Annotated in this window: 18 protein-coding genes; 4 read left to right on the top strand and 14 right to left on the bottom strand. The window is 34.4% G+C overall.

The window, feature by feature from the left end; all coding sequences use genetic code 11:
• A partial coding sequence (locus tag ACKVOD_RS10930) for a RagB/SusD family nutrient uptake outer membrane protein (protein WP_409209504.1) occupies positions 1-325 on the top strand: 325 nt, incomplete at its 5' end.
• Between the two features lie 363 nt (positions 326-688).
• On the opposite strand, the gene ACKVOD_RS10925 is transcribed toward ACKVOD_RS10930, so the two are convergent.
• The 10 genes from ACKVOD_RS10925 to ACKVOD_RS10880 form a co-directional block, all read right to left on the bottom strand.
• Positions 689-1,504 (bottom strand): sugar phosphate isomerase/epimerase family protein, encoded by an 816-nt coding sequence (locus tag ACKVOD_RS10925; RefSeq protein WP_409209503.1) that lies wholly within the window; start codon positions 1,502-1,504, stop codon positions 689-691.
• Between the two features lie 7 nt (positions 1,505-1,511).
• Positions 1,512-2,333 carry a phytanoyl-CoA dioxygenase family protein gene (locus ACKVOD_RS10920; protein WP_409209502.1) on the bottom strand — a complete coding sequence of 274 codons (822 nt, stop codon included), beginning with the start codon at positions 2,331-2,333 and terminating at the stop codon, positions 1,512-1,514.
• A 151-nt stretch (positions 2,334-2,484) separates the two neighbouring features.
• On the bottom strand, positions 2,485-5,166 hold the full coding sequence (locus ACKVOD_RS10915) for a glycosyl hydrolase family 95 catalytic domain-containing protein (protein ID WP_409209501.1): 2,682 nt from the start codon (positions 5,164-5,166) through the stop codon (positions 2,485-2,487).
• A 27-nt stretch (positions 5,167-5,193) separates the two neighbouring features.
• Positions 5,194-6,594, bottom strand: a complete 1,401-nt coding sequence (locus tag ACKVOD_RS10910; protein ID WP_409209500.1) for a BNR repeat-containing protein — start codon at positions 6,592-6,594, stop codon at positions 5,194-5,196.
• Between the two features lie 461 nt (positions 6,595-7,055).
• On the bottom strand, positions 7,056-7,853 hold the full coding sequence (locus ACKVOD_RS10905; protein WP_409209499.1) for a hypothetical protein: 798 nt from the start codon (positions 7,851-7,853) through the stop codon (positions 7,056-7,058).
• A gap of 376 nt (positions 7,854-8,229) precedes the next feature.
• Positions 8,230-8,478, bottom strand: coding sequence for a hypothetical protein (locus tag ACKVOD_RS10900; protein ID WP_409209498.1), 249 nt, complete (start codon positions 8,476-8,478; stop codon positions 8,230-8,232).
• A 205-nt stretch (positions 8,479-8,683) separates the two neighbouring features.
• The gene (locus ACKVOD_RS10895) at positions 8,684-9,271 is read right to left on the bottom strand and encodes a lactate utilization protein C (RefSeq protein ID WP_409209497.1); all 588 of its coding nucleotides are present in this window, start codon (positions 9,269-9,271) and stop codon (positions 8,684-8,686) included.
• On the bottom strand, positions 9,264-10,658 hold the full coding sequence (locus ACKVOD_RS10890; protein ID WP_409209496.1) for a lactate utilization protein B: 1,395 nt from the start codon (positions 10,656-10,658) through the stop codon (positions 9,264-9,266). Before ACKVOD_RS10890 ends, ACKVOD_RS10895 begins: the two co-directional genes overlap by 8 nt.
• Positions 10,658-11,392, bottom strand: a complete 735-nt coding sequence (locus tag ACKVOD_RS10885) for a (Fe-S)-binding protein (protein WP_409209495.1) — start codon at positions 11,390-11,392, stop codon at positions 10,658-10,660. The genes ACKVOD_RS10890 and ACKVOD_RS10885 overlap by 1 nt, the downstream gene beginning before the upstream one ends.
• Before the next feature lie 378 nt (positions 11,393-11,770).
• Positions 11,771-12,640, bottom strand: coding sequence for an AraC family transcriptional regulator (locus ACKVOD_RS10880; protein ID WP_409209494.1), 870 nt, complete (start codon positions 12,638-12,640; stop codon positions 11,771-11,773).
• Between the two features lie 112 nt (positions 12,641-12,752).
• Here ACKVOD_RS10880 and ACKVOD_RS10875 point away from each other — a divergent pair, with 112 nt between their 5' ends.
• On the top strand, positions 12,753-13,568 hold the full coding sequence (locus tag ACKVOD_RS10875; protein ID WP_409209493.1) for an SDR family oxidoreductase: 816 nt from the start codon (positions 12,753-12,755) through the stop codon (positions 13,566-13,568).
• 2 nt (positions 13,569-13,570) lie between these two features.
• Positions 13,571-14,740, top strand: a complete 1,170-nt coding sequence (gene uxuA, locus ACKVOD_RS10870; RefSeq protein WP_409209492.1) for a mannonate dehydratase — start codon at positions 13,571-13,573, stop codon at positions 14,738-14,740.
• Between the two features lie 464 nt (positions 14,741-15,204).
• On the opposite strand, the gene ACKVOD_RS10865 is transcribed toward uxuA, so the two are convergent.
• The 3 genes from ACKVOD_RS10865 to ACKVOD_RS10855 all read right to left on the bottom strand — a co-directional run bounded on the left by ACKVOD_RS10865 (position 15,205) and on the right by ACKVOD_RS10855 (position 18,023).
• Positions 15,205-16,428, bottom strand: a complete 1,224-nt coding sequence (locus tag ACKVOD_RS10865; protein ID WP_409209491.1) for a DUF2264 domain-containing protein — start codon at positions 16,426-16,428, stop codon at positions 15,205-15,207.
• A gap of 108 nt (positions 16,429-16,536) precedes the next feature.
• On the bottom strand, positions 16,537-16,707 hold the full coding sequence (locus ACKVOD_RS10860) for an L-rhamnose mutarotase (RefSeq protein WP_409209505.1): 171 nt from the start codon (positions 16,705-16,707) through the stop codon (positions 16,537-16,539).
• A gap of 257 nt (positions 16,708-16,964) precedes the next feature.
• The gene (locus tag ACKVOD_RS10855; protein ID WP_409209490.1) at positions 16,965-18,023 is read right to left on the bottom strand and encodes a GntR family transcriptional regulator; all 1,059 of its coding nucleotides are present in this window, start codon (positions 18,021-18,023) and stop codon (positions 16,965-16,967) included.
• 874 nt (positions 18,024-18,897) lie between these two features.
• Here ACKVOD_RS10855 and ACKVOD_RS10850 point away from each other — a divergent pair.
• Entirely contained in the window at positions 18,898-19,980 is a 1,083-nt protein-coding gene (locus ACKVOD_RS10850; RefSeq protein ID WP_409209489.1) for an endo-1,4-beta-xylanase, read from the top strand.
• Positions 19,981-20,509: 529 nt separating this feature from the next.
• Here ACKVOD_RS10850 and ACKVOD_RS10845 read toward each other — a convergent pair.
• Positions 20,510-22,732, bottom strand: coding sequence for a right-handed parallel beta-helix repeat-containing protein (locus ACKVOD_RS10845; RefSeq protein WP_409209488.1), 2,223 nt, complete (start codon positions 22,730-22,732; stop codon positions 20,510-20,512).
• Between the last annotated feature and the right edge of the window lie 440 nt (positions 22,733-23,172).

The raw sequence follows: 23,172 nt of genomic DNA, 5'->3' as shown, positions 1-23,172 counted from the left end.
TGCTTTTGTGACTACTAACGGTTTAAGCATGAGAGATGAAATAAGAAGAGAACGCAGAGTGGAGCTTGCCCTTGAAGGTTTCCGCTATTGGGATTTAATTAGATGGAAAACTGCCGAAATAGAACTTCCTAAACCTATTCTAGGAAGCTATTACTATTCTGATTTTACCGCAAGAACAAATTTGACTCCAATTAATGAAAATGGCTATCTTAAAGTTTTTACAGTAATTAGAAAGTTTGATCCTGCGAGAGATTACCTTTTTCCTTTCCCTACCATAGAGTTGGGCTTAAACCAACAATTAAAACAAAATCCGGGTTGGCAATAAAATCCATATTAATAAGAAGCCGTTTAAATACTATTTAAACGGCTTTTTTATTATATCTAAGAGGTAACGGTTATAAAGTGTCGTATTTTAAAATATTAATTTTTTTTCAAAAGGCTGATTTTAAATAGACATTTACTATTTCTAGACTTTTGACTCTAGGACATTAAAACTTTCGACTTACTTATATTCTCAGAGTATATCCAATATTTTTGGTAACAAAGGAACAAGGCTTAGTGGCTAAGTTCCTTTTTTTTTGATACCATAGTTATCCTACTGTTTACTATTTAAAATCCCTGCAGCTTGGAATAGCTGGCTAACAAATAGAGCGTGTTTTATTTCTTACTTCCCAGAAGTGTTTTTAAATTAGAGGATAAATTTCTGTTTCAACAAATCTTTCATAAAAAGATTAATTTCCCATTGGCTTACAATAGGAGTGTTGTCGATAGTTTTTGTCCACATGTATGGGGGCGGCCCAAACTCTGTTGTGATGGTGAAAAAATCGACTTTCTTTGATTTTTGATACTCAATAATTTGTTCCCAAATTTTAAAAAAGAATTCAACAGGCTGTTGCCATTCCGCTAACCTGGGATCTGGTATTTGAGGTCCTTGAGTAAAACCAACTCTGGCATGAATATGCTTTGTTCTAGTAATAGCTTCCTCAACAATTGCAGAAGATTGCTCCAAAAAACTTTCTGTAACACAAGTCCAATGAGAAAAATCGGCTGTTATTTTCATAGCAGGTCTTAGGTTAAATAATTCCATAGCATTGTATGGACTAAACCCAATTCTTCCTCTATGAGTTTCATGAGCTACGGTTATATTATTTTTAATTGAAAACTCCTCTACCGTATCAATTACTTTTAGTTGTTCCTCAAGTGTAAAATAATCTCTGCCGGAATGCGAATTTATTAACAGGGGATTACACTCTAACGAATGAGATAAATAATATTCGAGCGATTTGCAATATTCCTTAATTGTATCTCCTTTAGCCTGATGCTGATGGCTAACAGCAACCAATTTATACTGATCCAAAAGCGATATGAAATTTTTCTTATCATTTATGTCTTCCGGAAGCGGGGCATCTATGCCATCATAACCTGCTTCTTTTACTTTCGAAAAAAATTCTTCCAAAGGTAAATGCTCATTCCCCCATTGCGGACAAAGTATTAATAGCTTCATCAATAAACTATTTGAAATTAGAATAAATTAATGGGTTTTGCATTTCATCATTTAGCAAGTCGCCAATTTTTAATTTACTTAGCTGTTCCTCGCTCAAAATGTTTTTAATACCATTGAACGTAGCACCATCAGGCATATAAGCACAGGTCATTGCCCTACGGAAACCATTGGTCATATTAGCGCCTGCACCATGAATAGTTAAGCCGTTATGAAAGGAACAACTTCCTGCTTTCATTGGCACTGCTACAGATTTCGATTTAATAAATTGAGGATAAAAGTCAAAAACAGCATCCATATTTTTTCCAATATTTGGATTTTCATAAGTAGTAGTATGATAGGAACCAGGTATAAAATACAGACAACCATTTTCATAAGTGGCATCATCTAACGCCACCCAAATCGATATTGCCCGCCTGTCACTAAAAGACCAGAAAGGAGTATCTAAGTGCCATGAAGTTGGATTCCCCCAAGGACGTTTTATCAAAGCCTGGTCATGCCATATTCTGGTACCTTCCCAACCAGCTAAGTCGGCCACCATCTTACCAATATTTTCATCCAGCATTATCTTTTTTACATCATCATTTGTTTGCCATAAGTTCATCATCTGGTCAAATACTTTTCCATAGTAATCGAAGTCTTCATTGAGACCATCATCTTCACCTATCTTGAGATCGCTGCCCGGCATTTTTTTGCCATCACGCTGATGTATCGCTTCCGTTACAGCTTTACGCCAAAAAGAAAGTTCCGCTTCATTTAAAAAATCATCTACCAGAAGAAACCCATTTTCTTGATACGATTGAATTTGTTGTTGAGTTAATGTTACTTTCATAAAAGTTAATTTAAATTATATTCCTAAAGATTATTATCCACATTATTAAATACTTATGTCTAGTACCAAATGATAATACACTCCCATTTTAATACTAAAACTATTTTTCTTATATACAATTCATAAGCTCAATCATAAATGGTTTGGAGACTTATTGAACAAAATAAGCCAATACACCCATGCTTTCTTGTCCGTCTTTATTTACGGCGGTTACTTTAATGGTAGCTCTTTCGATTTTATTAAACTGGCTGGGCTTAAATGCAAATTGATTGCTTTTTTTTACGGTAGAAATTAAAGTATAGGATGGTTCACTGTTATTGGCAATATAAACTTTATAATGCGCTGCATCTACGCTAGGCTTCCAGTAAATTTGGACGTTTGCATTATTCTCTTTTTGTACTTCCAAACCATCAGGAGCAATTACTTTTGTTTGTAAAGGGATGTTTGAAATTGAAAAAGAGTCATTCTTCTGGGTTGAAAAAGAAATGAGATCTTTAGTTATTACTTTAAACGCTACAACATTATCTAAATTGTTCTTTACTGTGGCTCTGCTAATATTAGGATACTTTATTTTACAAATTCCACCTACTTTAGAAATAATTTCAATTATTTCAGCGTGCTCATTCTCCCATGCTGCCGAAACCTCAAAATTACCTCTTGCTACTAATCCAGAATAGTTTCCGCTTTTCCAAACACTTGGTAATGCGGCCAGCGGCTCAATATAGCCCTCATGACTTTGTAAAAGCATTTCGGCGATTCCTGCGGTCCCTCCAAAATTACCATCAATTTGAAAAGGAGGATGCGTATTCCAAAGATTCTTATTCGTTGTTTTTTGTAATAAGTTTTGCAATAATAAAAAGGAGGTATCCCCATCTTTTGTTCTAGCCCAAGTATTTAATCTATGCGCCATTGCCCAACCCGTTGATATATTACCTCGTTCTGTAAGGGTTTTTTTTGCTGCATCAATCCAGGCGGGCGTTTGCGAATTGATGATAGTACCCGGATACAATCCAACTAATTGAGAGATATGGCGGTGTTTATATTCCCCAATTTCCCCATATTTTTTCTCTTCTCTATATTCTTTTATCTGACCCGACCATCCAACTTGAATCGGATCTAACTTACCCATCTGATTCTTAATAATACCTAAGGCTTTGTCATTGTCTTTCAGCAATTTTGCTGCTTTTAACACATCATTTATGCTCTCGTAAATCATTTGCTGATCAAAAGCACATCCTACCGTCTGGTAATATTCTTTATTTTGTCTTTGTTCCGGAGAAGCAGAAGGGCTTGCTAGATAGAATCCCAAAGTGTCTTTCACGGTTTTTGACAAAAACTTTGCCATGGAAAGCATCGTAGGGTAATCTGATTTTTTTAACAGGTTGTCATCTCTTGTAAAATCATATTGATCCCAGAAAAGCTTTGTCGTAAACCCACCCGTACCAGGCCCAGAATGTCCACCTGGCGCCTGAATAGCATAAGGGCTTGCGCCAGTGCCTATACACCAACCATTATTTCCTGAAACACTATCGTATTTTGAAGGATTAATCCGTTTTATATAATCGTCTGCATTTTTAACTGCCATCTCTCTAAATGCTTTATTATAATCTTCATAAGAAGTAAATAATTCTGCCAGATTGGTATTAAAAACCGGCCAATAATTCATTTGAACATTAACATTGTGCCAATATCCTGAAGTCCATGGCGACACATCGTACTGTGTCCAAATACCTTGTAAATTTGAGGGCAATGTACCCTTACGCGAGCTTGAAATTAATAAATACCTGCCAAACTGAAAATAAAGTTCCTCTAGATACCGATCAGGAATCCCTTTTTTATAATTATCCAATAATTCATCTGTTGGAATAGTAGGTAATTTATCGGTTAAATTAAATCGAGCACGGGAAAAAAGTGTTTGATAATCTTTGAGATGCGATTCTAATAATTGGGAATACGTTTTTTGGGATGCCTCCTCTATATTATTTTGCACCTTAGCATGCGGATGTGGAAAATTCTTTAACTTTTGTGACCCATCAGGCTCTAAAAATACCGAGGATTTCATTTGATAGTTAGTGCCTATGGAAACTAATATTACAACGCTATCTGCTTTAACGACTTCTATTTGTCCGTGATCGTTTTGTTCATCGTTTTTACAGATAATAGTGCCTCCAATAGGAATCACTTTAATCTGACCCTCATAATCAATGTTGTAATATTGCATATTACCTGATAGAGTTATGGTATTATTAGAAGCAAATACGTGTCCTGTTCTACCGTCTTTTAATTCATTAGTTGCTCGCAAATAAGGAATATAGGGGCGCATCGTAAAGCTAATTTTGGAAGCCTGGTCTGCTGTTAACTTTATAACCATAACTTTATCCGGATAACTAGCAAAATATTCTCTTGTATAGTTTACATTATCGCATGTGTATTTTACACGTGAAACCGCATCATCTAGATCCAAAGAGCGAACATAATTTGAACTATTTAGATGATTGAAATCCATTATTATTTCTGCAAAATTGGTAAGACTTCCAATGCCGTATAAGCCTAAATTACTCAGGCTATTTTCGGTTAGTTGTATTCGATCAGTATCTGTTCTGCCAAACAAGCTCGCTCCTAAATACCCATTTCCGATAGGCAAAGACCAGTTTTCCCAATCATCATCATAAGGTTTGCCCTTGGCTTTTATAATATTCATGTCGCCACCTCTATTTGGTGCTGGCTTGTTATACCATAACTGGTATTTTTTTTCTATTTTTTGCTGTGCAATGCTTTGGAATCCCAGTAAAAATAGTGGAATAAATAAAAATAATTGGAGTGCCTTTTTCATAATAATATTAATTTTAATTCGTTAATTTCAATCTTTAGAAAACCGATACAACTTCATTAATGATGGAGTAACTGCCTTTTCGGGTTTTTGATTGTAGCGTTGTATCCCTGAAGTTTCCCAACGTAATCCATAATATTCTTTTGGGCTTGCAGATGAGGGAGTCTTAAGCCATTTAACAGACATCCCTTCAATTTTAGAAACAGGCTCCATTAGAGGTAATGGATATTCCAAATCTTCATCAGGGTTTATAAGGTTGTCTGCTATTAGTGTTAAATTAGTTTTATCGATTAAAAGCTCTCCATACCCTTTTTTAATATGCCAATATTTGATCTTGATTTTGCCATCAGGCAAAACTTTTGCTTCATTTATTTTGATTTCACGTTCCATTGTACCCGAACCCGAAAAATCCCAACGATAATCCCAATTAGAAACCAGACTAATTTTCCATTTTTTATCAATTGCCTTAGCAATATAAATCTGACTTATTCCAAGAGAATCGTATTTCATATAGGCAATTAGAGGCTGTTTATTTGGGTCAAAAAAGAGATAGGATGCACCATTAATTGCACCGCCTTTCGCAGGCACAGGATCAACAGTAACTACTTTGTTCATTGGAGTTATCGGCAATAATATCTTGGTTGCATTTAGGGTTTCCCAATGAATTAAATCTTTACTTCGTGCATAAGACAAATCATGATTTGTTTCACACCTTGGTGTGTCCCGCCATAACCAATAGATATGATAATAACCATCAGGCCCAACAATTGGTCCACCTGGATAAGCACTCATTTCACCCAGTCCATCAAATAAGGGTTGATCAGTTAGCCTGCTAAAAGTGGATTTTTTTTCATTATAGCTATTTAATATCGTATTGCCATTACCACTGCCCCCTTTTCTATAAGAATAGACAAGTCTATTATTGGGATCTTTAATAAAAACAGGGTAAGTACATTTTAATTCGTCTGCGGATGATACAATTGGAACTATTTTTTCAAATGTTGCTATATCATTGGGTAAGGAAGTTTTAAAATACACCATAGAATCTGCATGCATGTTACCACTGATATGCAAACAATTATTCTTATCTAATGCCATCGCTATAGAGTTATGGCTATCCCAACCAACTTTTGTGGGCAATATAGCGTAGTTCCATTTTTTTTTTGCTAATTTCCTAGAGGCTACCGTTAATTCCCTGTTTTTATTATAATAAGCAATAAACTGCCATTTCCTGGAGTTTACCATACTGAATTCGACTGGAAAATCGGATGTTACAGAATCAACCTCAATTTCCTCAAGTATTCTTATATGCTGATCAAAATTTTTTTTTTGAGGCTGAGCAATACTAGCTACAGAGTAAAAACCCCCGATAAAGAGTGCAACTAAAAATTTGACATAAATTCCAGAATAGTTATTACAAATAGGCTTCATTTTTTTTTATACATTTTCTTTGATAAGAGATAGTGTTTGAACAAAGAGATTGTTATTTTAAATTTTTCTACTTCGTAAGTGAGTTCCACATACATACATACATACATTCATACATACATACATACATACATACGTACAGAAAAAATAGTATTAAAAACGTTTTCTGATTAGCCTAATAACGACCCTCTTTCAAATCCGAAATATTATATTTGGCACTGAGCTGATTATGATTTAGCGTCGATGTTTTGAACTTTTTAGCATAAAAAGTATAAATACAAATACTTATGAGATCGCTCTAAGCCAAGATGTCCTAGATAGTAAGGTTTTTAAGGTTTAACTGCTTTTTACACTATTAATTTATTTCTTTAAATTTGGATTCCTGATCAAAGTACTCTAAATCTATTGCTTCTTTTGACTTTATGACTTTAAAACTTTCGACTTACTTACATTAATTGACAATTTTATTTGTTTTCAACGCCAAATGTAGCACCTGTTACAAACATCATATTGTTACCTGTCATAGTTTCTGAAAGATAAAACCCCCATCTGAATTGATTGTAACCGGTATTTCTGGTATAAGATCCAGAATCTCTCACAACACCATTGTAGTATAATTTATAATTTTTACCGTCATCCTTCACCATTATATCGAAGCTTTTTCCCATCATGCCATTTTCTAATGTTAATTCTGTCCCATTTCTTTTTGTATATTTAATGTTTCCATTACTAGTACAAACAATCATCAATGCCCAATCATCAACCGTATTCTTTGCCTGAAAAATACAAGCGCTATTTGCTATATAAATCGGAGAGTATTTAGCCTTAAACACATGCCATTTGGTTGAATCATAAGTATAATTGTTCGCCGCATTAGAATATGCTTCAATTCTTGGATGCTCGCCCCTAGAATCGACAATTGAATATTCGCCAGTAAATAACCTGAAAACCTGCGTATTACCATCGGTCTGAAACCATCTTTTCCAATTAGTTATATTTGAGATTGAAGTGTCAGATAAAGTGTGTAATTTTATAGCTGGATTGATTTCGGGAATACAGGAGCAAGTTTCATACTCAAAATTTGCAACATCTATTGTAGAACCAGTAACTGAAGTAGTACTTGCTAATAATGTATTTTTTAGTAGATCCCACGACACATTTGTGCCGACTTCAGTATAGGTTGTTGTTGTGTCCTGAACAAAAGAACAAAATAAGAAACACGTTCCTAAAATTGTAAAATAAGTTGATTTGGTGTTTTTCATAATTTTTTTTTGATTAATTCCTACAAATTATATATTAAAAACTTGGAATTCTATCCTGCACTATCCTGCATAATTTAACCAAGTTATATTTATTTTCAAAAATTAAATTTAAATACTAACAAATAAAAAAAATAGCAATATACTTTTCTTGCTATCACAGGATAAATATTGTTTTCAACCTGTTTTGGGCATAATTATTTAAATTGCAATATCTTTATTTTGAATGAAAAAAAACTGTTAAAATTTATTCAAAAGCTTAGCTCTTACTAAAATAATCAATTTTTCGGAGACAATAATAGCATCGTTTTCTTTCTTTGGGAGTTGATTTTTTCCAACAAAACTTTCTCCGCCAGTAGTGCTAAATTAGTTTTATCGATCAAAAGCTCTCCATACCCTTTTTTAATAGGCCAATATTTGATATTGATGCTGCCATCAGGCAAAATTTTGCTTCATTAATTTTGATTTCACGTTCCATTGTACCCGAACCCGAAAAATCCCAACGATAATCCCAATTAGAAACCAGACTAATTTTCCATTTTTTTTCTGCTAATTTCCTAGAGGCTACCGTTAATTCCCTGTTTTTATTATAATAAGCAATAAACTGCCATTTCCTGGAGTTTACCATACTGAATTCCACTGGAAAATCGGATGTTACAGAATCAACCTCAATTTCCTCAAGTATTCTTCTATGCTGATCAAAAGTTTTTTTTGAGGCTGAGCAATACTATCTACAGTAAAAAAAACCAATTAGCATTGCAACTAAAAATTTCATACAAATACCCGAATAGTTATTATAAATAGGATTGATTTTTTTTGAATTATAGCATTTATTATTCCATCAAAAACACCATCAAACCTCTTGCCCCGTGTGCTCCTAACACTAAGGATTGCTCAATATCTGCGGTTTTGGACGGTCCTGCTATAAAAGTTCCAAAACCATATTCTTGGCTTCCTATACGTTCATAGGCTTGATGCATCGTAGCCAGAATATCATTCTTATTGACAATTATAGCCAAAAATTGAGGGATAAAAGTAGAAACCCTTTGTCCTAAAATAGCATCCGTTACCCAAAGAGCCGAATTTTCAGCTACACCAAAATGAGCTTTTACTATTGTCAATTCAACATCTTCTAAGGTATGTGGATCGTCATTGAACCAATCAATCGTTGCTATTTCAGCAAGTTCCGGCACAGTGGTAATAATCCGTTTTTCGGTGTCATAATTTTTCTTTACGAATTCAATTATGGCATTGTAATCTTGAACATCGACAAAATCTCCGCCTATGCTTTTCAAGACCATTTTATACTTTTCGTGAAGGTCGAAAGTGTCTAAACCTAAAAAAGTCAAACTAGGCAATTCACTCACTACTGATGGCTGATTTTTTTTTATTTTTTCTAAAATAGTGGCTCTGCTACTCATTGTTATTCTCTTTAAATTCTTTTCCGTTTTTCTTATACCATTCTCTAAAAGATTCCTCAGGTGGCGCAGGCATTTCTCTTTGTTTGTACCAAGGATTTAAACTGTTACTCACCACAAAAGGCAGGTGTTTAATAAAAAACCTTCCTGCTTTTCCAGCCAAACTAAAAATCTTTGAATTTCCAAGAACCGAAGCCATCACTTTCATCGAGATGGTTTTGGATTTTGTTGTATAGCCTTCTTTGACTAAAACCTGACGCCATTTATACAATTGGTCGTGAATATCAATTTTTACAGGACAAACATTTGTACAAGAGCCACAAAGGGTACTGGCAAAAGGCAAATCTGCATTTTTACTCATATCCAGGTTAGGGGCTAGTATGGAGCCTATTGGTCCTGCCACGGCTGTATGATAACTGTGTCCGCCGCTTCGTCTATATACAGGACAGGTATTCATACAGGCAGCGCAACGGATGCATTTTAATGAGTTTCTAAAATCTTCTCTTCCTAATTGAGTGCTTCTGCCATTATCGACAATAACGATATGCATTTCTTGTCCTTCTCTTGGTTTTTTGAAATGACTAGAAAATGTGGTAATAGGTTGTCCGGTAGCACTTCTGGCCAATAATCGTAGAAAGACGCTCAAGTGTTTTCGTAAAGGAATTATTTTTTCAAATCCCATACAAGCAATATGAACATCGGCAAGATGTACCCCCATATCGGCATTTCCTTCATTGGTGCAAACCACAATTTCACCTGTTTCTGCAATAGCAAAATTCACACCCGTCAAGGCCACTTTTCTAGTTAAGAAAGTATCTCTTAGATGCAACCGTGCTGCTTCAGTCAAATATTTAGGGTCATTATTTCCTTTTTCGGTTCCAAGATACTGATGAAAAGTATCACTTACATCTTCTTTTTTGAGGTGAATTGCAGGTAAAACGATGTGACTTGGCGGCTCGTTTCTTAATTGAACGATTCGTTCTCCTAGATCAGTATCGATAACATCGATCCCTTTTTTGGACAAATAGTCATTCAAATCACACTCTTCGGTGAGCATTGATTTTGACTTTACCATCTGCTTCACTCCGTGTTTTTCTAAAATGGAATGTATAATTTTATTGTGTTCATCGCCATCAGCTGCCCAATGAATAACGATGCCATTTTTTAGGGCATTCGATTCAAATTCAAGTAAATAGTCACTAATATTCGAAAGTACATTGTTTTTTATTTGCGAGGCAGTTTCTCTAAGCAATTCCCATTCTGGGATTTGGTGAGCGGCTTTATCTCTTTTTTCACGAACAAACCAAAGGGTTTCATCGTGCCAATCTACCCGTTTGACATCTTTATTGAAAACGGTGGCAGCTTCGCTATGTGATAAGGTGTTTTTCATTATTTAGAGTTCAATATTTCAGCGATGTGAATGGTTTTTATTGGGCTTTCTTCTCTTCGCAAAATCCCTTCCAAATGCATTAAACAAGACATGTCAAATCCTGTAATGTATTTTACATCATGCTCCTCGTGGTCTCTAATACGATCTTGTCCCATTTTTACTGAAATAGCTTCTTCGGTAACACAGAAAGTACCTCCAAAACCACAACACTCGTCTTTCCTGTTTAATGATACGAGTTCTATTCCTTTGATTTTACTTAATAATTGTTCTGGCTTAGAGAAAAATGGTGCGTTTAATTCGCTCATTTGCGAGAGTTTCAATCCGCGCTGTCCGTGGCAACTTTGGTGCAAACCGACCTTGTGAGGAAAATTGCCAACGATGCTTTCGACTTTTAAAATATCCGTAATGAATTCTGTTAATTCAAAAACACGTTTTCTAATTTTCGAGGCCAATTCTTTGTTGTTTTCGTCATGCAAATGTTCTTTTACATGCAGAACACAACTCCCCGAAGGACAAACAATATAGTCAAATTCAGCAAAATTAGCGACGAAATTAACATCACATCCTTTGGATAAATGTTCGTATCCACTATTAGCCATGGGCTGTCCACAGCAGGTTTGATTCATTGGAAAACGAACATCACAACCTAATTTTTGTAATAACTCATAGGTAGCTATTGCCACTTTTGGATAAAATTGATCTACGTAACATGGGATAAAAAGTCCTATTATCATTTTTTTTTTACTATTTTTCAATATTGCGGATTATTTTGGTTCTTCAGGTATTTGTGTGAAGGATTAATTTCTAATCCTAATTTGCGACACGAATTATGAAGACAGAGCCTATTTGTAATGGTTTTGTTAGCCTATTAATGATAAAATCCGTTTTTATCAGTGTTTTGCTTGTCATCTCGCGCGCAGTCGAGAGAAGCAAATCCGTTTCATCTGCGAACTTTCTCACAACATTTCCAGTAGAACCCTTATTTTAAATGAACTTATTTTGACCCGTTCAGAATTGTAACAAGAGTATTGGTTTTTTTTCTCAAAGTTATCCTGTACTGTCCTGTTTTAAGGTTTTTTTTGTGCCGTAAATTGAGTTTTTTTGATGAACAATTAGCCATTCAACATCGTCTTTCTATAATGGGAAGGAACATAGCCCGTATTTTTCTTAAATGTTTTATTGAAATGGGAAATGGTTTCAAAGCCACATTCGCTGCTTAACTGAGCAATACTGATGTCTTCCATTAGCAATAGTTTGCACGCATACCCAATTCGCATATCCAAAATATAGTTTTTAAAGGATTTGCCGGTTTTGCTTTTGAAATAACGGCAAAATGCAGAAGCATTCATCGCAGCAAAAGAGGCAATTTCTTCAAGACTGACATGGCGTGTATAGCTTTTGTTTAAATACGATATTATTTTATCTATTCTTGCCGTATCATAAATGGTTTCATTGACAAAGTCAGAGGTGGAAATAGTTTGTTTATTCTCGGTTTCAGACATTTTTTTGAGAATTTCCAAAAAAAGTAGGAGTTGATTCAAACCCTTTTCCAATGGTATTTTTTCCAACATATCCTGCAGTTCTGGAAAATGTCCATTGGCAAAATAAATTCCTCGTTTAGATTCTTGAAACAGCTTTTTTATTTTGATAAACTGAGGATAATGATTTAGGGCATAATACATGAATTCTTTTTCAAACTGAATTATGGTGCCTTTAACTCTTAAATCAGTAGTGCCAGAATGATACACCTCATCGCTTTTCAAAAAATGAGGCAAATTTGAACCAATGAGTACTATATCGCCAGCTTCGTATTTGGCTATGCTGTTGCCAATAAACCGAGTTCCTGTACTTTCTTTAATATAAATTATCTCATATTCTGTATGAAAATGCAAAGGATAGGTAAAATGCTCGTAGTCATAAAAACGTGCTTTCAGGGGTGAAGACTTCGAAATAGAAAGTCGTTCGTTCATAATTGTTCTCATTGTCAATATTCTTTAATTTGCAAAAATAGAATCAGTATGTGCAAATATAGGAACTAAAATTAGTTTTGCTTCTGCTTAAATTTGGATGTAGAAATCTAAAAATAAACAAGATATGAATGAAGCATTTAGTATTGAAGGGAAAATAGCCATAATAACAGGAGCGGGTGGAGTTCTTGGCGGAAGTATAGCAAAAAGTTTTTTGCAAGCTGGAGCAAAAGTCGTAGCTATTGACATCCATGAAGAAAACCTAAATAAAAGAGTAGCCGAGCTTTCCGTTTTTGGAAGTAATATAATTGGAGTTGTAGGCAATGTACTGGATATGGATAGTCTTGAAAATGTGGCAAAAGAAGTATTGTCCAAATGGGGTCGAATTGACATTTTGTTGAATATTGCAGGAGGAAATCTTCCGGGTGCAACACTTATGCCAGACCAAGAATTTTTTGACATGAAAATTAGCGATTGGGACAAAGTAACTAACTTGAACTTGAACGGAACGGTGTTTCCTAGTATGGTTTTTGGACGCGTAATGTCGAAACAAAAAAGTGGAAGTATTATTAACATGTCTTCCATGGCGGCTTATTCAGCGATAACTCGCGTACCTGGCTACTCGGTTGCCAAAACTGGAATTAGCAATTTTACGCAATGGTTGGCTACGGAAATGGCACTGAAATATGGCGATGGTATTCGTGTAAACGCTTTGGCTCCAGGATTTTTTATCGGCGACCAGAATCGCGCAGTTCTTATCAATCCTGACGGTTCTCTTACAGATAGAAGCGTAAAAGTATTGGCCAAGACGCCTATGGGACGTTTCGGTGACATTGCGGAATTGAATGGAACTGTACAGTTTTTGTGCAGTGATGCGGCAAGTTTTATTACGGGAGTGGTATTGCCAGTTGATGGTGGTTTTAGTGCATTTAGCGGAGTATAGTTATGGAAAAAACATGGAGATGGTTTGGCAAAAAGGATAAAATTAGGTTGTCCATGCTTAGAGAAATTGGAGTAGAAGGCATCGTTTCGGCATTGCACGATGTTCCGAATGGCGAAATTTGGACAGAAGAAGCCATTCTTGATTTAAAAAAATACATTGAGGATTCAGGATTGCGTTGGTCGGTTGTTGAAAGTCTTCCGGTAAGTGAAGGCATAAAAAACAATGCCCCAAACAGGGACAAACTCATTGACAACTATATTGTGAGTCTTGAAAATTTAGGCAAATCAGGCTTGAAAACAATTTGCTATAATTTTATGCCGGTTATTGATTGGATTCGAACCGACTTAGAATATAAATTGGAAGATGGCACCTCGACCTTGTTTTTTGACAAAATTAAATTTGCCTATTTTGACATCATAATTCTGAATCGGAAAGATGCCGACAAGGAATACAGTAACATTGAACTCGAAAAAGTTTACGAGTTAGACAAAACTATTACTGCAGCCGAGAAAGAGCAATTGATAGACACTATTATTGTAAAAACGCAAGGCTTTATTAATGGAAACATAAAAGCAGGAGACCTAAATCCAGTGGCAAAATTCAACACCTTGCTTGCAGTTTATGACAAGATCGATAAAAATGAATTGCGTGAAAATTTGCGGTATTTCTTGAACCGTATTATGCCGGTTTGTGAACAATATGGCATCAATATGTGTATTCATCCTGATGACCCCCCTTTTCAAATGCTCGGTTTACCGCGTATTGTAACAAACGAGGAAGACATTCAATGGATTTTGGATGCGGTTGACAATCCACACAATGGCTTGACTTTTTGTGCTGGTTCATTGAGTACTGGAATGCAGAATAATGTTCCTGACTTGGCACGAAAATTTGCATCTCGCACCCATTTTTTGCATCTAAGAAGTACTGAAACATTAGAAGGCGGTAATTTTATTGAGGCGCCACATCTGGAAGGACGTGGTCATTTAATTGAACTAGTCAACCTATTTGAAACTGTAAATCCAAAATTACCAATGCGAGTCGATCATGGTCGAATGATGTTGGGTGACCAAGACAAAGGATACAATCCCGGCTATTCGTTTCACGGTCGAATGTATGCTTTGGCACAAATAGACGGTGTAATAGCAACGGTTAAGCATTTAAAAAAATAATGGATTAATTTCATTTTTTTTGGTTCTTGAGGTATTTGTGTGAAGGATTAATTTCTAATCATAAATTGCAACACAAATTATGAAGATAGAGCCCATTTGTAATGGTTTTGTTAGCCTATTAATGATAAAATCCGTTTTTATCAGTGTTTTGCTTTAGCAATCCGTTTCATCTGCGTACTTTCTCACAACATTTCCAGTAGAACCTTTTTTTCAAAGTCTTAAAAATCATTGCTGTATTGCTACTTACAATAAAAGTCCGAAGGTTTCTGTCAAACTTCGGACTTTTACTATTGCCACTTTTGGATAAAATTGATCTAAGTAACATGGGATAACAAGACCTATTATCATTTTTTACTATTTTCAATTATTTTGAAAGAACTTAGTTTGGTTCCTTTATAATTGAAACAAGAGTAAAGGTTTTATTTCTCAAAATCATCCTGATACTATCCTGTTTTTGGGTTTTTTTATTTTTTACTATTGGACCATATTTTCTTTTGACTCCAATCGGATGCTGGATCAGACCAAAAAGGACTTTCAGGTTTTAACCCCAGAGCTAAAAACACTTCGGTACAAAGATATAAGCTCCCTGTTGAAATATATTTTTCGGCCATTTCGGGTTGGTATCCATAAAAACCAATGGTCAACCATCCTTCGTTATCAAACATATCTTTAGCACTCATCTGTTTTTCGACAACGGCTTGCAAAGCACATCTAACCTGACTTGGAGTCAATTCAGCAGGCAATTGATTTAATAGTGCCAATTGGGATAAAATTTGAAAAGCTCCAAATCGATATGTCAATGACCTGCCTATGGGAGGATAAGTCCCTTCAGGTGAAATTAATTTTTCTTGATTAGCGGCGTATTTTTTGGCACGATTTAAAATCACATCATATTTTTCAACAGTTTCAGGAAATCGCCATTCTTTTAGATTTTCTTTTTTTTCATTTATTACAGAATAAATATCTAGTAACATAGGATGTATCACAAAGCTATTATAGTAATCCCAATGAAATTCTGGCCCGTCGCCATAAACACCATCTCCTAAATACCATTCTTTGTGCTTATTCAAAGCATATAAAATACGAACCAAATCTGCCTCTCCTTCATATTTTAGTATTGTCGCTTCAATAATTCCTGTAAACAAAAGCCAATTATTATAGAATGGGGTTAATTTTCGAGTTTGCTTTAGTGCGTCTAAAACATTTTTCTGTGTCTTTTGATCGAGTCTTCCCCATAATTGCGTGGGCGCTCTTATTAATCCTTGTGCCAAAAAAGCAGCATCTACCAAAGGCTGTCCTCCTTCACTAAAGTTCATGTAATCTGCCGAATTTGGGTCGGTGGCATTCTTTATACATTTTAAAGTAAGTTGAATGTATTCGGCCCTTAACTTGCCTTCATTAGTAGCATCTGGACCTAATTCCAACCAAGGCGCCATCCCCGATACTGTTCTGCCAAATGCTTCTAAATGGGCAAATTGGGTTCTATCAACCACTTGTTTAGAAGAAACAGCCACTGGCATATTCTTTTTAAGTTCATTTGTACTTAAATAACGCAAAACAGGATTGGCAATTTTAATCATTGCATTAACAAAAAACGTCCTATTGCCCTCCTTTTTATTGGATTGGGCAAAAGTTGAATTTGGAATAAATTGCAAATAACAGAAAAACAACAGTAATTTAATTTTCATAATAATGGGTTTAAAGTTATATTACTTTAAAATTCAAATTGATACATTGTTTGAAGTTCTGGCTTCCCTCCTCTTCAAAAAACATTTTACACTCCATTTATTTAACAATTATTTTAAATAAAAAACTTCCTCAAGCGGAATTGAAACAGGCGAATTGTCTGGATTAACCTCCATTATATCTGCCATAAAATCCCACCATTTTTTAACTATGGGATGCTGTGACAAATCTTGGGAACTTAGATTGCCTTCCACTTTCTGAAAGGCAAATAAAGTCCCCAGAAACCAATTGCTCTATCCATATCGAACAGCAATCGGAATTTTCACTTCTTGACTCGAATATGAAAACAAGACTAGATACATGAACAATCAAGATATATTAATTGATTTAACAAGTCAAAATTGAAATCAATTTAATTTACAATGTCAGCCTACGCCTTTAGAATACTATATAACGAAAATAGTTCGTACTCCCGAAGTTTTGGCTAGTGTGACAAATCGCAACACAATAACTCTAAAAAACAAGTACACCCAACGGGTTAAAGAGAATTTCTATCAATGAAATTAAAAGGCGCTTTTACTTTACCTTTCTCGATATTGAGAATCATATTAGCGACTTGTTGTCCCATAAATTTAAAATCGGTTGATATAACCGTAATTCCTAGTAACTCTTTCAAAGGAGTATCGTTATAGGAAATAACGCCAATGTCTTTGCCTAGTAGGAGTTTTTCATCTCTAATTTGTTTGACCAGATTAACTAAGTCCATCTCTTCAATAGTTATAAATAAATCCCCCTTTTTCAAAACGATGTCTTCATAAATTTGTTCAATCACCTCAAAATCGATATTATACTCCATGCAAAATTTCTTAAAACCAGTCAAAATCCTCCTTGGATAAGGATACACCGCTTTTTCAGGATACACTAAAACTACTTTTTTGTACTTGGCAATTTTTTCAACTCCCTCCTTTAAGGCATTATAAATATCGTTTTCAAAATCTTGATAGACCTGAGAAATTTCTCTACTAATTCCTGTCTTTGAATTGTCTAATATGATAAGTTTTCTAGTCGGAATTGTACTGATGGCTTTTACGACACTATCTGTATAACTTAAATGTTTTAATTCCTCTGTTTTAAAATGGGGCATAATCACATAAAAGTCATAAACCAATTTATTCTTCTCCAAAATACTTAAAAACAGACTCTCATCACAATGATAAATTTGTAAATCAGTATGGGCATAGGGGCCAATTGAATCGATAAAAGAGTTATAAATCATCATCTTATAGGAACTCAGTTTATTAATCAAAAACAGAACATTTACCTTGGATATTAATTTTTTTGTAGTGGCAATATAATATCCCTTTCCTCGAATAGAATTAATAACATTTTTTTCTTTTAAAACAGTATATGCCCTTTCTACGGTATCTCTTGACAAATAATATTCTTCACTAAAAGCATTTATAGAGGGTATTTTTTGATCTATTTTGAGTTTGCCAATGGTAATGTTATAGATGATGGAATCTACAATTTGCCTGTATTTAGGTATTCTGGAATCCTCGTCAATTTCAATAAATTTAAGTTTTTTATTATTATTCATGATTTTGAAAATTTACCGTTACTGCAGTCGAAAAAGGGAACAAATTATTTTATTAAAATTAAAAAAAAATAAGCGGAACTAAAGTACTGTTTTTGTGTAAAATAAACAAAAAAAAGCTTGGTTATAAAATTTTTCTTTCAAAAACAGCACCCTTTATTCTGAAAAAAATTCTTTAAACAATAATGTAAAGTTAAAATATTATTTTGGTTCTTCAGGTATTTGTGTGAAGGATTAATTTCTAATCATAATTTGCGACACGAATTATGAAGATAGAGCCCATTTGTAATGGTTTTGTTAGCCTATTAATGATGAAATCCGTTTTTATCAGTGTTTTGCTTGTCATCTCGAGCGCAGTCGAGAGAAGCAAATCCGTTTCATCTGCGTACTTTCTCACAACATTTCCAGTAGAACCATTATTTTTATCCTTATCTCTTAAACGGATTAAAATTAATACAGGATTATATTTTTTTAGTTTAAACTATCTGATCGCATCACCTATTCATAGGGAATGAAATAGCTGAAAAAAAATGCAGTTGTATTCTGTTTTTTATATCCAAAAACACTGGATAGCGATTTTAATAATGAGGCATAGCAAGCAAAGTTCAGCAGTGTGTTATTTTAATATCTTTAGGTTTAATTCCTCGAAGCTCTGCTTCGATTTTTTGACACAGAATTCACAAATTTGCACAGAAAAATCTGTGTTAATTTGTGAAATCTGTGTTTTTTTAATACCTCTGGGGTTCTGCCCCGAGATAGTTTATTATTTTAATTTTATTTTCAACCTTATATATAATTAGGCATAGTTTACAGGATAGTACAGGATAGAATCCTGAATGGAAACACTACATTTAACGTCTTAAATATTTAAAATTTCATGAAAAACAAACTGTTAATTTCCGCTTTAGTACTAACAATACTAGTTTCTTGCACAAGTGACAAATCCAACTCTGATACTGATATTGTGGTGCCACCAGTAATTCCGCCTGTAATAAATATTACATCTCTTAAACAGGCTTCAATTCCTTTTGGAGTGGCTTGTTCTCCAAGTCCTCTTAAAACAGATGCTTTATATAGAGAAACAATTATAAACCATACCTCAAGTCTTACGGCAGAAAACTGTTTTAAACCAGCAAGAATAAGTCTTGGGCGTAAACAATATTTTTGGGATGATTGTGATTATATGGTAAATTTTGCAATCCAAAATAATTTAAGATTACATGGACATACTTTAAATTGGTATAGTGCTAGTGGGGTTCCTACCTGGGTTTCAAATTTTGTAGGCACCAAGGAAGAGTGGATATTGATAATGAAAGAATACATTCAAGATGTCGTAGGGCGCTATAAAGGCAAAATAAAATCTTGGGATGTCGTAAACGAACCATTTGAAACTACCGGGGTTTTACGAAATAGTATATGGAAACAGAATATAGGAGATGAATATATAGATTTAGCATTTCAATTTGCACACGAAGCAGATCCGGAAGCAATTCTATTTATAAATGAATTCGGAACAGAGTATTCTATACCTAAAAGAACAGCCCTTCTAAACTTATCCAATAGACTTGTAGCTTCAAATATTCCAATTAATGGAATAGGTCTTCAATTTCATACCTCGATTTCTAGAAGTGAAATTGACATAAGAACGACAATACATACTATGGCTTCAACAAAGTTAAAAATTCATATTTCGGAATTAGATGTTGAAATAAATCCTTCAAATGTTAAACCATTTGTGATAACAGATGCATTATTATTGTCGCAAAAAAGAATTTATAGTTATGTCACCAAGGTAATGTTAGAAATACCTAAAAATCAACAATTCGGAATTACAACTTGGGGTATCTCCGATGCGGTTTCATGGAAAAAAAATGATCCTGATTTTCCACTTCTTTTCGATCTTGCTTACAAACCAAAACCTGCTTACTATGGTATGATTGACAGTTTTAACCAAAAATAAGTACCGCTTTCTCTTCTAATTTTATTAAACTTTGTTATTAGTTTGAGGGAAGGACTTCTATACTATAAGTCTGATTATTCCATTTGGATAATCAGACTTTTTTTTATATTTCACATTCAAATGTAAAGAGAGGCTACTATAAGTAAGTTGAAAGTTTTAATGTTCTAAAGTCAAAAGTCTTTAAATAGTAAAAAAAAGGTTCTTCAGGTTTCTGTGAAAGACTACTTTCTAATCATAATTTGCGACACGAATTATGAAGATAGAGCCCATTTGTAATGGTTTTGTTAGCCTATTAATCATAAATTCCGTTTTAATCTGTTTTGCTTGTCGTTTCGAGCGCAGTCGAAAGAAGCAAATTCGTTTCATCTGCGTACTTTCTCACAACATTTCCAGTAGAACCAAAAACTATTTAAAATCAGCCACTTACAATAAATTACGTATATTAGAATACGACACTTTAGTACACGTATTACTTACTTTATAACAGTCTTACTTTGTTTACAAATTAGAAAAGTAGTGATACCCAATACTATTTCTTATTTTCATCAATTGTACCCGCACTAAAGTTCTTCACAAAAGCAACCGAATTGGCTACCACTTTTCCGTTTGCACCCTGATTAGATATCCTGATTTTTGCGATACCGCCTTTTTTAAATTGGTATTTCCCCATCTCAACAGAGAAACCGAACTTATCTCCCTTAGTCATATCCCATATTATATCGTTTACTCCATCGGCATGTTGGATTTGAATTTTCACATTTGAAGCATTTTTAGGATTTGGCAGATATAAGATTGAAAGTTGATACGTGCCGTCTTCGGTAATAGGAAGTGAATAAGTGATTTCGGAAAGTTGACTCGAATCAGCTTCAAGAATGTTAAAGTTAAAAAGATTCCAAAAGCCTTTAATCTCTAATGGTTTCCATATTCCTTTAATTTCCACAAATTTTGAATCTGAATAGTGAATTACGCTTCCGGTGAGATAATTTTTATAAATATCGATATTATTTGTTGCTGTATTTCCTGGCCCAATATCTTGCAAAAAAGGCGGCTCAATACGTGTTTTTGATTCTTTGTTATTTTCAATGCTGAGGTTGGAATTCCCCATTATATTTTTAATAGACTCTCCGGCTGCATTATAAACATAATTATTTTTTACGGTTGTGTTACTAGTTGCCCAGTCCAGAAAAATGCCATTACCAAGATGTCTTTTGGGTACCCCGTCAGGAAGTTGCTCGTATCCCCAAATATCATAAAGGTAATTGTTTAAAATAAAGTTGGGTGCATTCAAATGATTCATAGTGGCAAAATGGATACAGCCGCCATCAATTGTTGTTTGCATGGCATCGTGGATTTCATTGTATTCTATAATATTACCTCCCTGATTTCGGAAGGCAAATATTCCATTACGGGAAAGATCCTGAAAATAATTATGTCCGATATAATTCCCAGGCGCCATTGCCATAGAGGCTGGACGCGAATCGAGATGCACCCCGCCTCCATAATACCTTATTTTGCCACAATGCTTCACAGTATTATTGGTTATTCGGTTTAATATGGGAAATACAGTAGCAGCAACAGCGCCTGGGGTATACAATTTACTATCGTCCATATACGAAAAACTAGCGCCGGTTAAAAGTACCCCTCCGCCACCGGATTCCAACACGGTATTGTTGTCAAAAATATTTTCTTTACTGTCCAGGTGAAGCCATAAAGCATATCCGCCTATATTTTCAAAAGAACACTGTTCTATGCGACATTTATTCGCATTCTCAAACATTATGGTTGCATCGGTATGTACGCGAGGTTCAATATGCCCCAACGTAAATGTGGTATGTTGAAAGGCTATATCTTTGAAAATCACATTTTTTACATGGGTTTTATTTTCTACATCCCCTTTAAGATAAACGATACGGTTAAGGTAAGGTGCAATTACATTCTGCTCATTCGGGTTTATATCCTTTCCGGGTATGTAGTACAACTTTCCCTTATTATTATCTAAAAACCACTCTTCTACTTCGTCTAGTTCTTCTTTCACCCCTTCAATCCAAAACCAGTTGCCCTTAATTATCTCGGCATTTAACTCACTGTTTTCAAGATTAATTTTACCTGATTCGACATCAACATCTTTAACGGTATTCCACTGGTTAAAGAATCTCCATTGGGGTACAATATTGATTTGGGCATCGGTTGCTTTTCCCCAGGACTCTTTAATAAGCGTTTTATCAATATTTATATATGATTTCGCACCACTGATGGCATATAGAAATGGATTTGAAATGGATTTATTTGGAAAACGAGCTCTTGTCATCCGTTTATCATTTACAAATAACTGTCTGAAATTCCAATTGCTGTTTTTTGCTTCAGGAACATCCACAACCCATACTCTTCCATCTGCTGTTTTCCATTTTCCAATAATACTTTTTCCTCCGCTAAGTATTACTTTTTCGTTTTTGGCTGCCCGCCAAGTAATTGGTGCGTCTTCCGTTCCGGAATCTTCAGGATTAAGAACAAGGGTTTCGTCTACAAAATAGTTTCCTCCGCGCAAGATGATGTCTATTGGACCATCCTTTTTTATATTTCTAACAACATCACGAGCACGATTTAATGTAGCGAATGGTTTTGCTTCGGTCCCCGGATTTTTATCATTCCCTTTGGTCGAAATAAAATACTCTATTGACTGAGCGTGGGCTTCAAAACTAAAGTTTATTTGAAATATAAAAATAAGTATTACACTTTTAAAAAAAGAATTCATAGATATTGGTATTAATTAAATTTTAAATCATTTACTAAAAGGGGCTAAATTAGTCGAAAGTTTTAATGTCCTAATGTCCAAAGTCTTTACCTAGTAAAAAACCATTTAAAATCAGACAATTAAATAATTTGTTGCAATTAATTAATAAATGCAAATTTTTGATTATTGCTTAGTTTTTGTAAAAGCACTTCATCTTGAAGATGAAACAAATAAATTGAATTGATAGAATATTTCCATCCTTTACTATCCTGTTTTCTAAAAGTTTATTTTCAGAATCTTTAAAACTCATCTCTTTTAGGCACAGTCAAACAAAAGCTATAAAAAAAGGGCTAACTTTTAAAGTTAGCCCTCATTTTTGAAAATAGTTGGTTAGTAGTGATTTTTAATTATTCTACAATCCATTTTGTTGTTGAAGTTTTTCCTTCCGAGGTTAAACTTAC

It is taken from the genome of Flavobacterium sp. (genome assembly GCF_046155325.1).
In the GTDB taxonomy this organism is placed as follows: Bacteria; Bacteroidota; Bacteroidia; order Flavobacteriales; family Flavobacteriaceae; genus Flavobacterium.
This window is presented reverse-complemented; position numbering and strand designations above follow the sequence as displayed.

Bases quoted from the DNA above. Each gene is read 5' to 3' on its own strand.
- ACKVOD_RS10925 (WP_409209503.1), bottom strand. From the start codon at position 1,504: ATGAAGCTATTAATACTTTGTCCGCAATGGGGGAATGAGCATTTACCT.
- ACKVOD_RS10920 (WP_409209502.1), bottom strand. From the start codon at position 2,333: ATGAAAGTAACATTAACTCAACAACAAATTCAATCGTATCAAGAAAAT.
- ACKVOD_RS10915 (WP_409209501.1), bottom strand. From the start codon at position 5,166: ATGAAAAAGGCACTCCAATTATTTTTATTTATTCCACTATTTTTACTG.
- ACKVOD_RS10910 (WP_409209500.1), bottom strand. From the start codon at position 6,594: ATGAAGCCTATTTGTAATAACTATTCTGGAATTTATGTCAAATTTTTA.
- ACKVOD_RS10905 (WP_409209499.1), bottom strand. From the start codon at position 7,853: ATGAAAAACACCAAATCAACTTATTTTACAATTTTAGGAACGTGTTTC.
- ACKVOD_RS10900 (WP_409209498.1), bottom strand. From the start codon at position 8,478: ATGGTAAACTCCAGGAAATGGCAGTTTATTGCTTATTATAATAAAAAC.
- ACKVOD_RS10895 (WP_409209497.1), bottom strand. From the start codon at position 9,271: ATGAGTAGCAGAGCCACTATTTTAGAAAAAATAAAAAAAAATCAGCCA.
- ACKVOD_RS10890 (WP_409209496.1), bottom strand. From the start codon at position 10,658: ATGAAAAACACCTTATCACATAGCGAAGCTGCCACCGTTTTCAATAAA.
- ACKVOD_RS10885 (WP_409209495.1), bottom strand. From the start codon at position 11,392: ATGATAATAGGACTTTTTATCCCATGTTACGTAGATCAATTTTATCCA.
- ACKVOD_RS10880 (WP_409209494.1), bottom strand. From the start codon at position 12,640: ATGAGAACAATTATGAACGAACGACTTTCTATTTCGAAGTCTTCACCC.
- ACKVOD_RS10875 (WP_409209493.1), top strand. From the start codon at position 12,753: ATGAATGAAGCATTTAGTATTGAAGGGAAAATAGCCATAATAACAGGA.
- uxuA (WP_409209492.1), top strand. From the start codon at position 13,571: ATGGAAAAAACATGGAGATGGTTTGGCAAAAAGGATAAAATTAGGTTG.
- ACKVOD_RS10865 (WP_409209491.1), bottom strand. From the start codon at position 16,428: ATGAAAATTAAATTACTGTTGTTTTTCTGTTATTTGCAATTTATTCCA.
- ACKVOD_RS10855 (WP_409209490.1), bottom strand. From the start codon at position 18,023: ATGAATAATAATAAAAAACTTAAATTTATTGAAATTGACGAGGATTCC.
- ACKVOD_RS10850 (WP_409209489.1), top strand. From the start codon at position 18,898: ATGAAAAACAAACTGTTAATTTCCGCTTTAGTACTAACAATACTAGTT.
- ACKVOD_RS10845 (WP_409209488.1), bottom strand. From the start codon at position 22,732: ATGAATTCTTTTTTTAAAAGTGTAATACTTATTTTTATATTTCAAATA.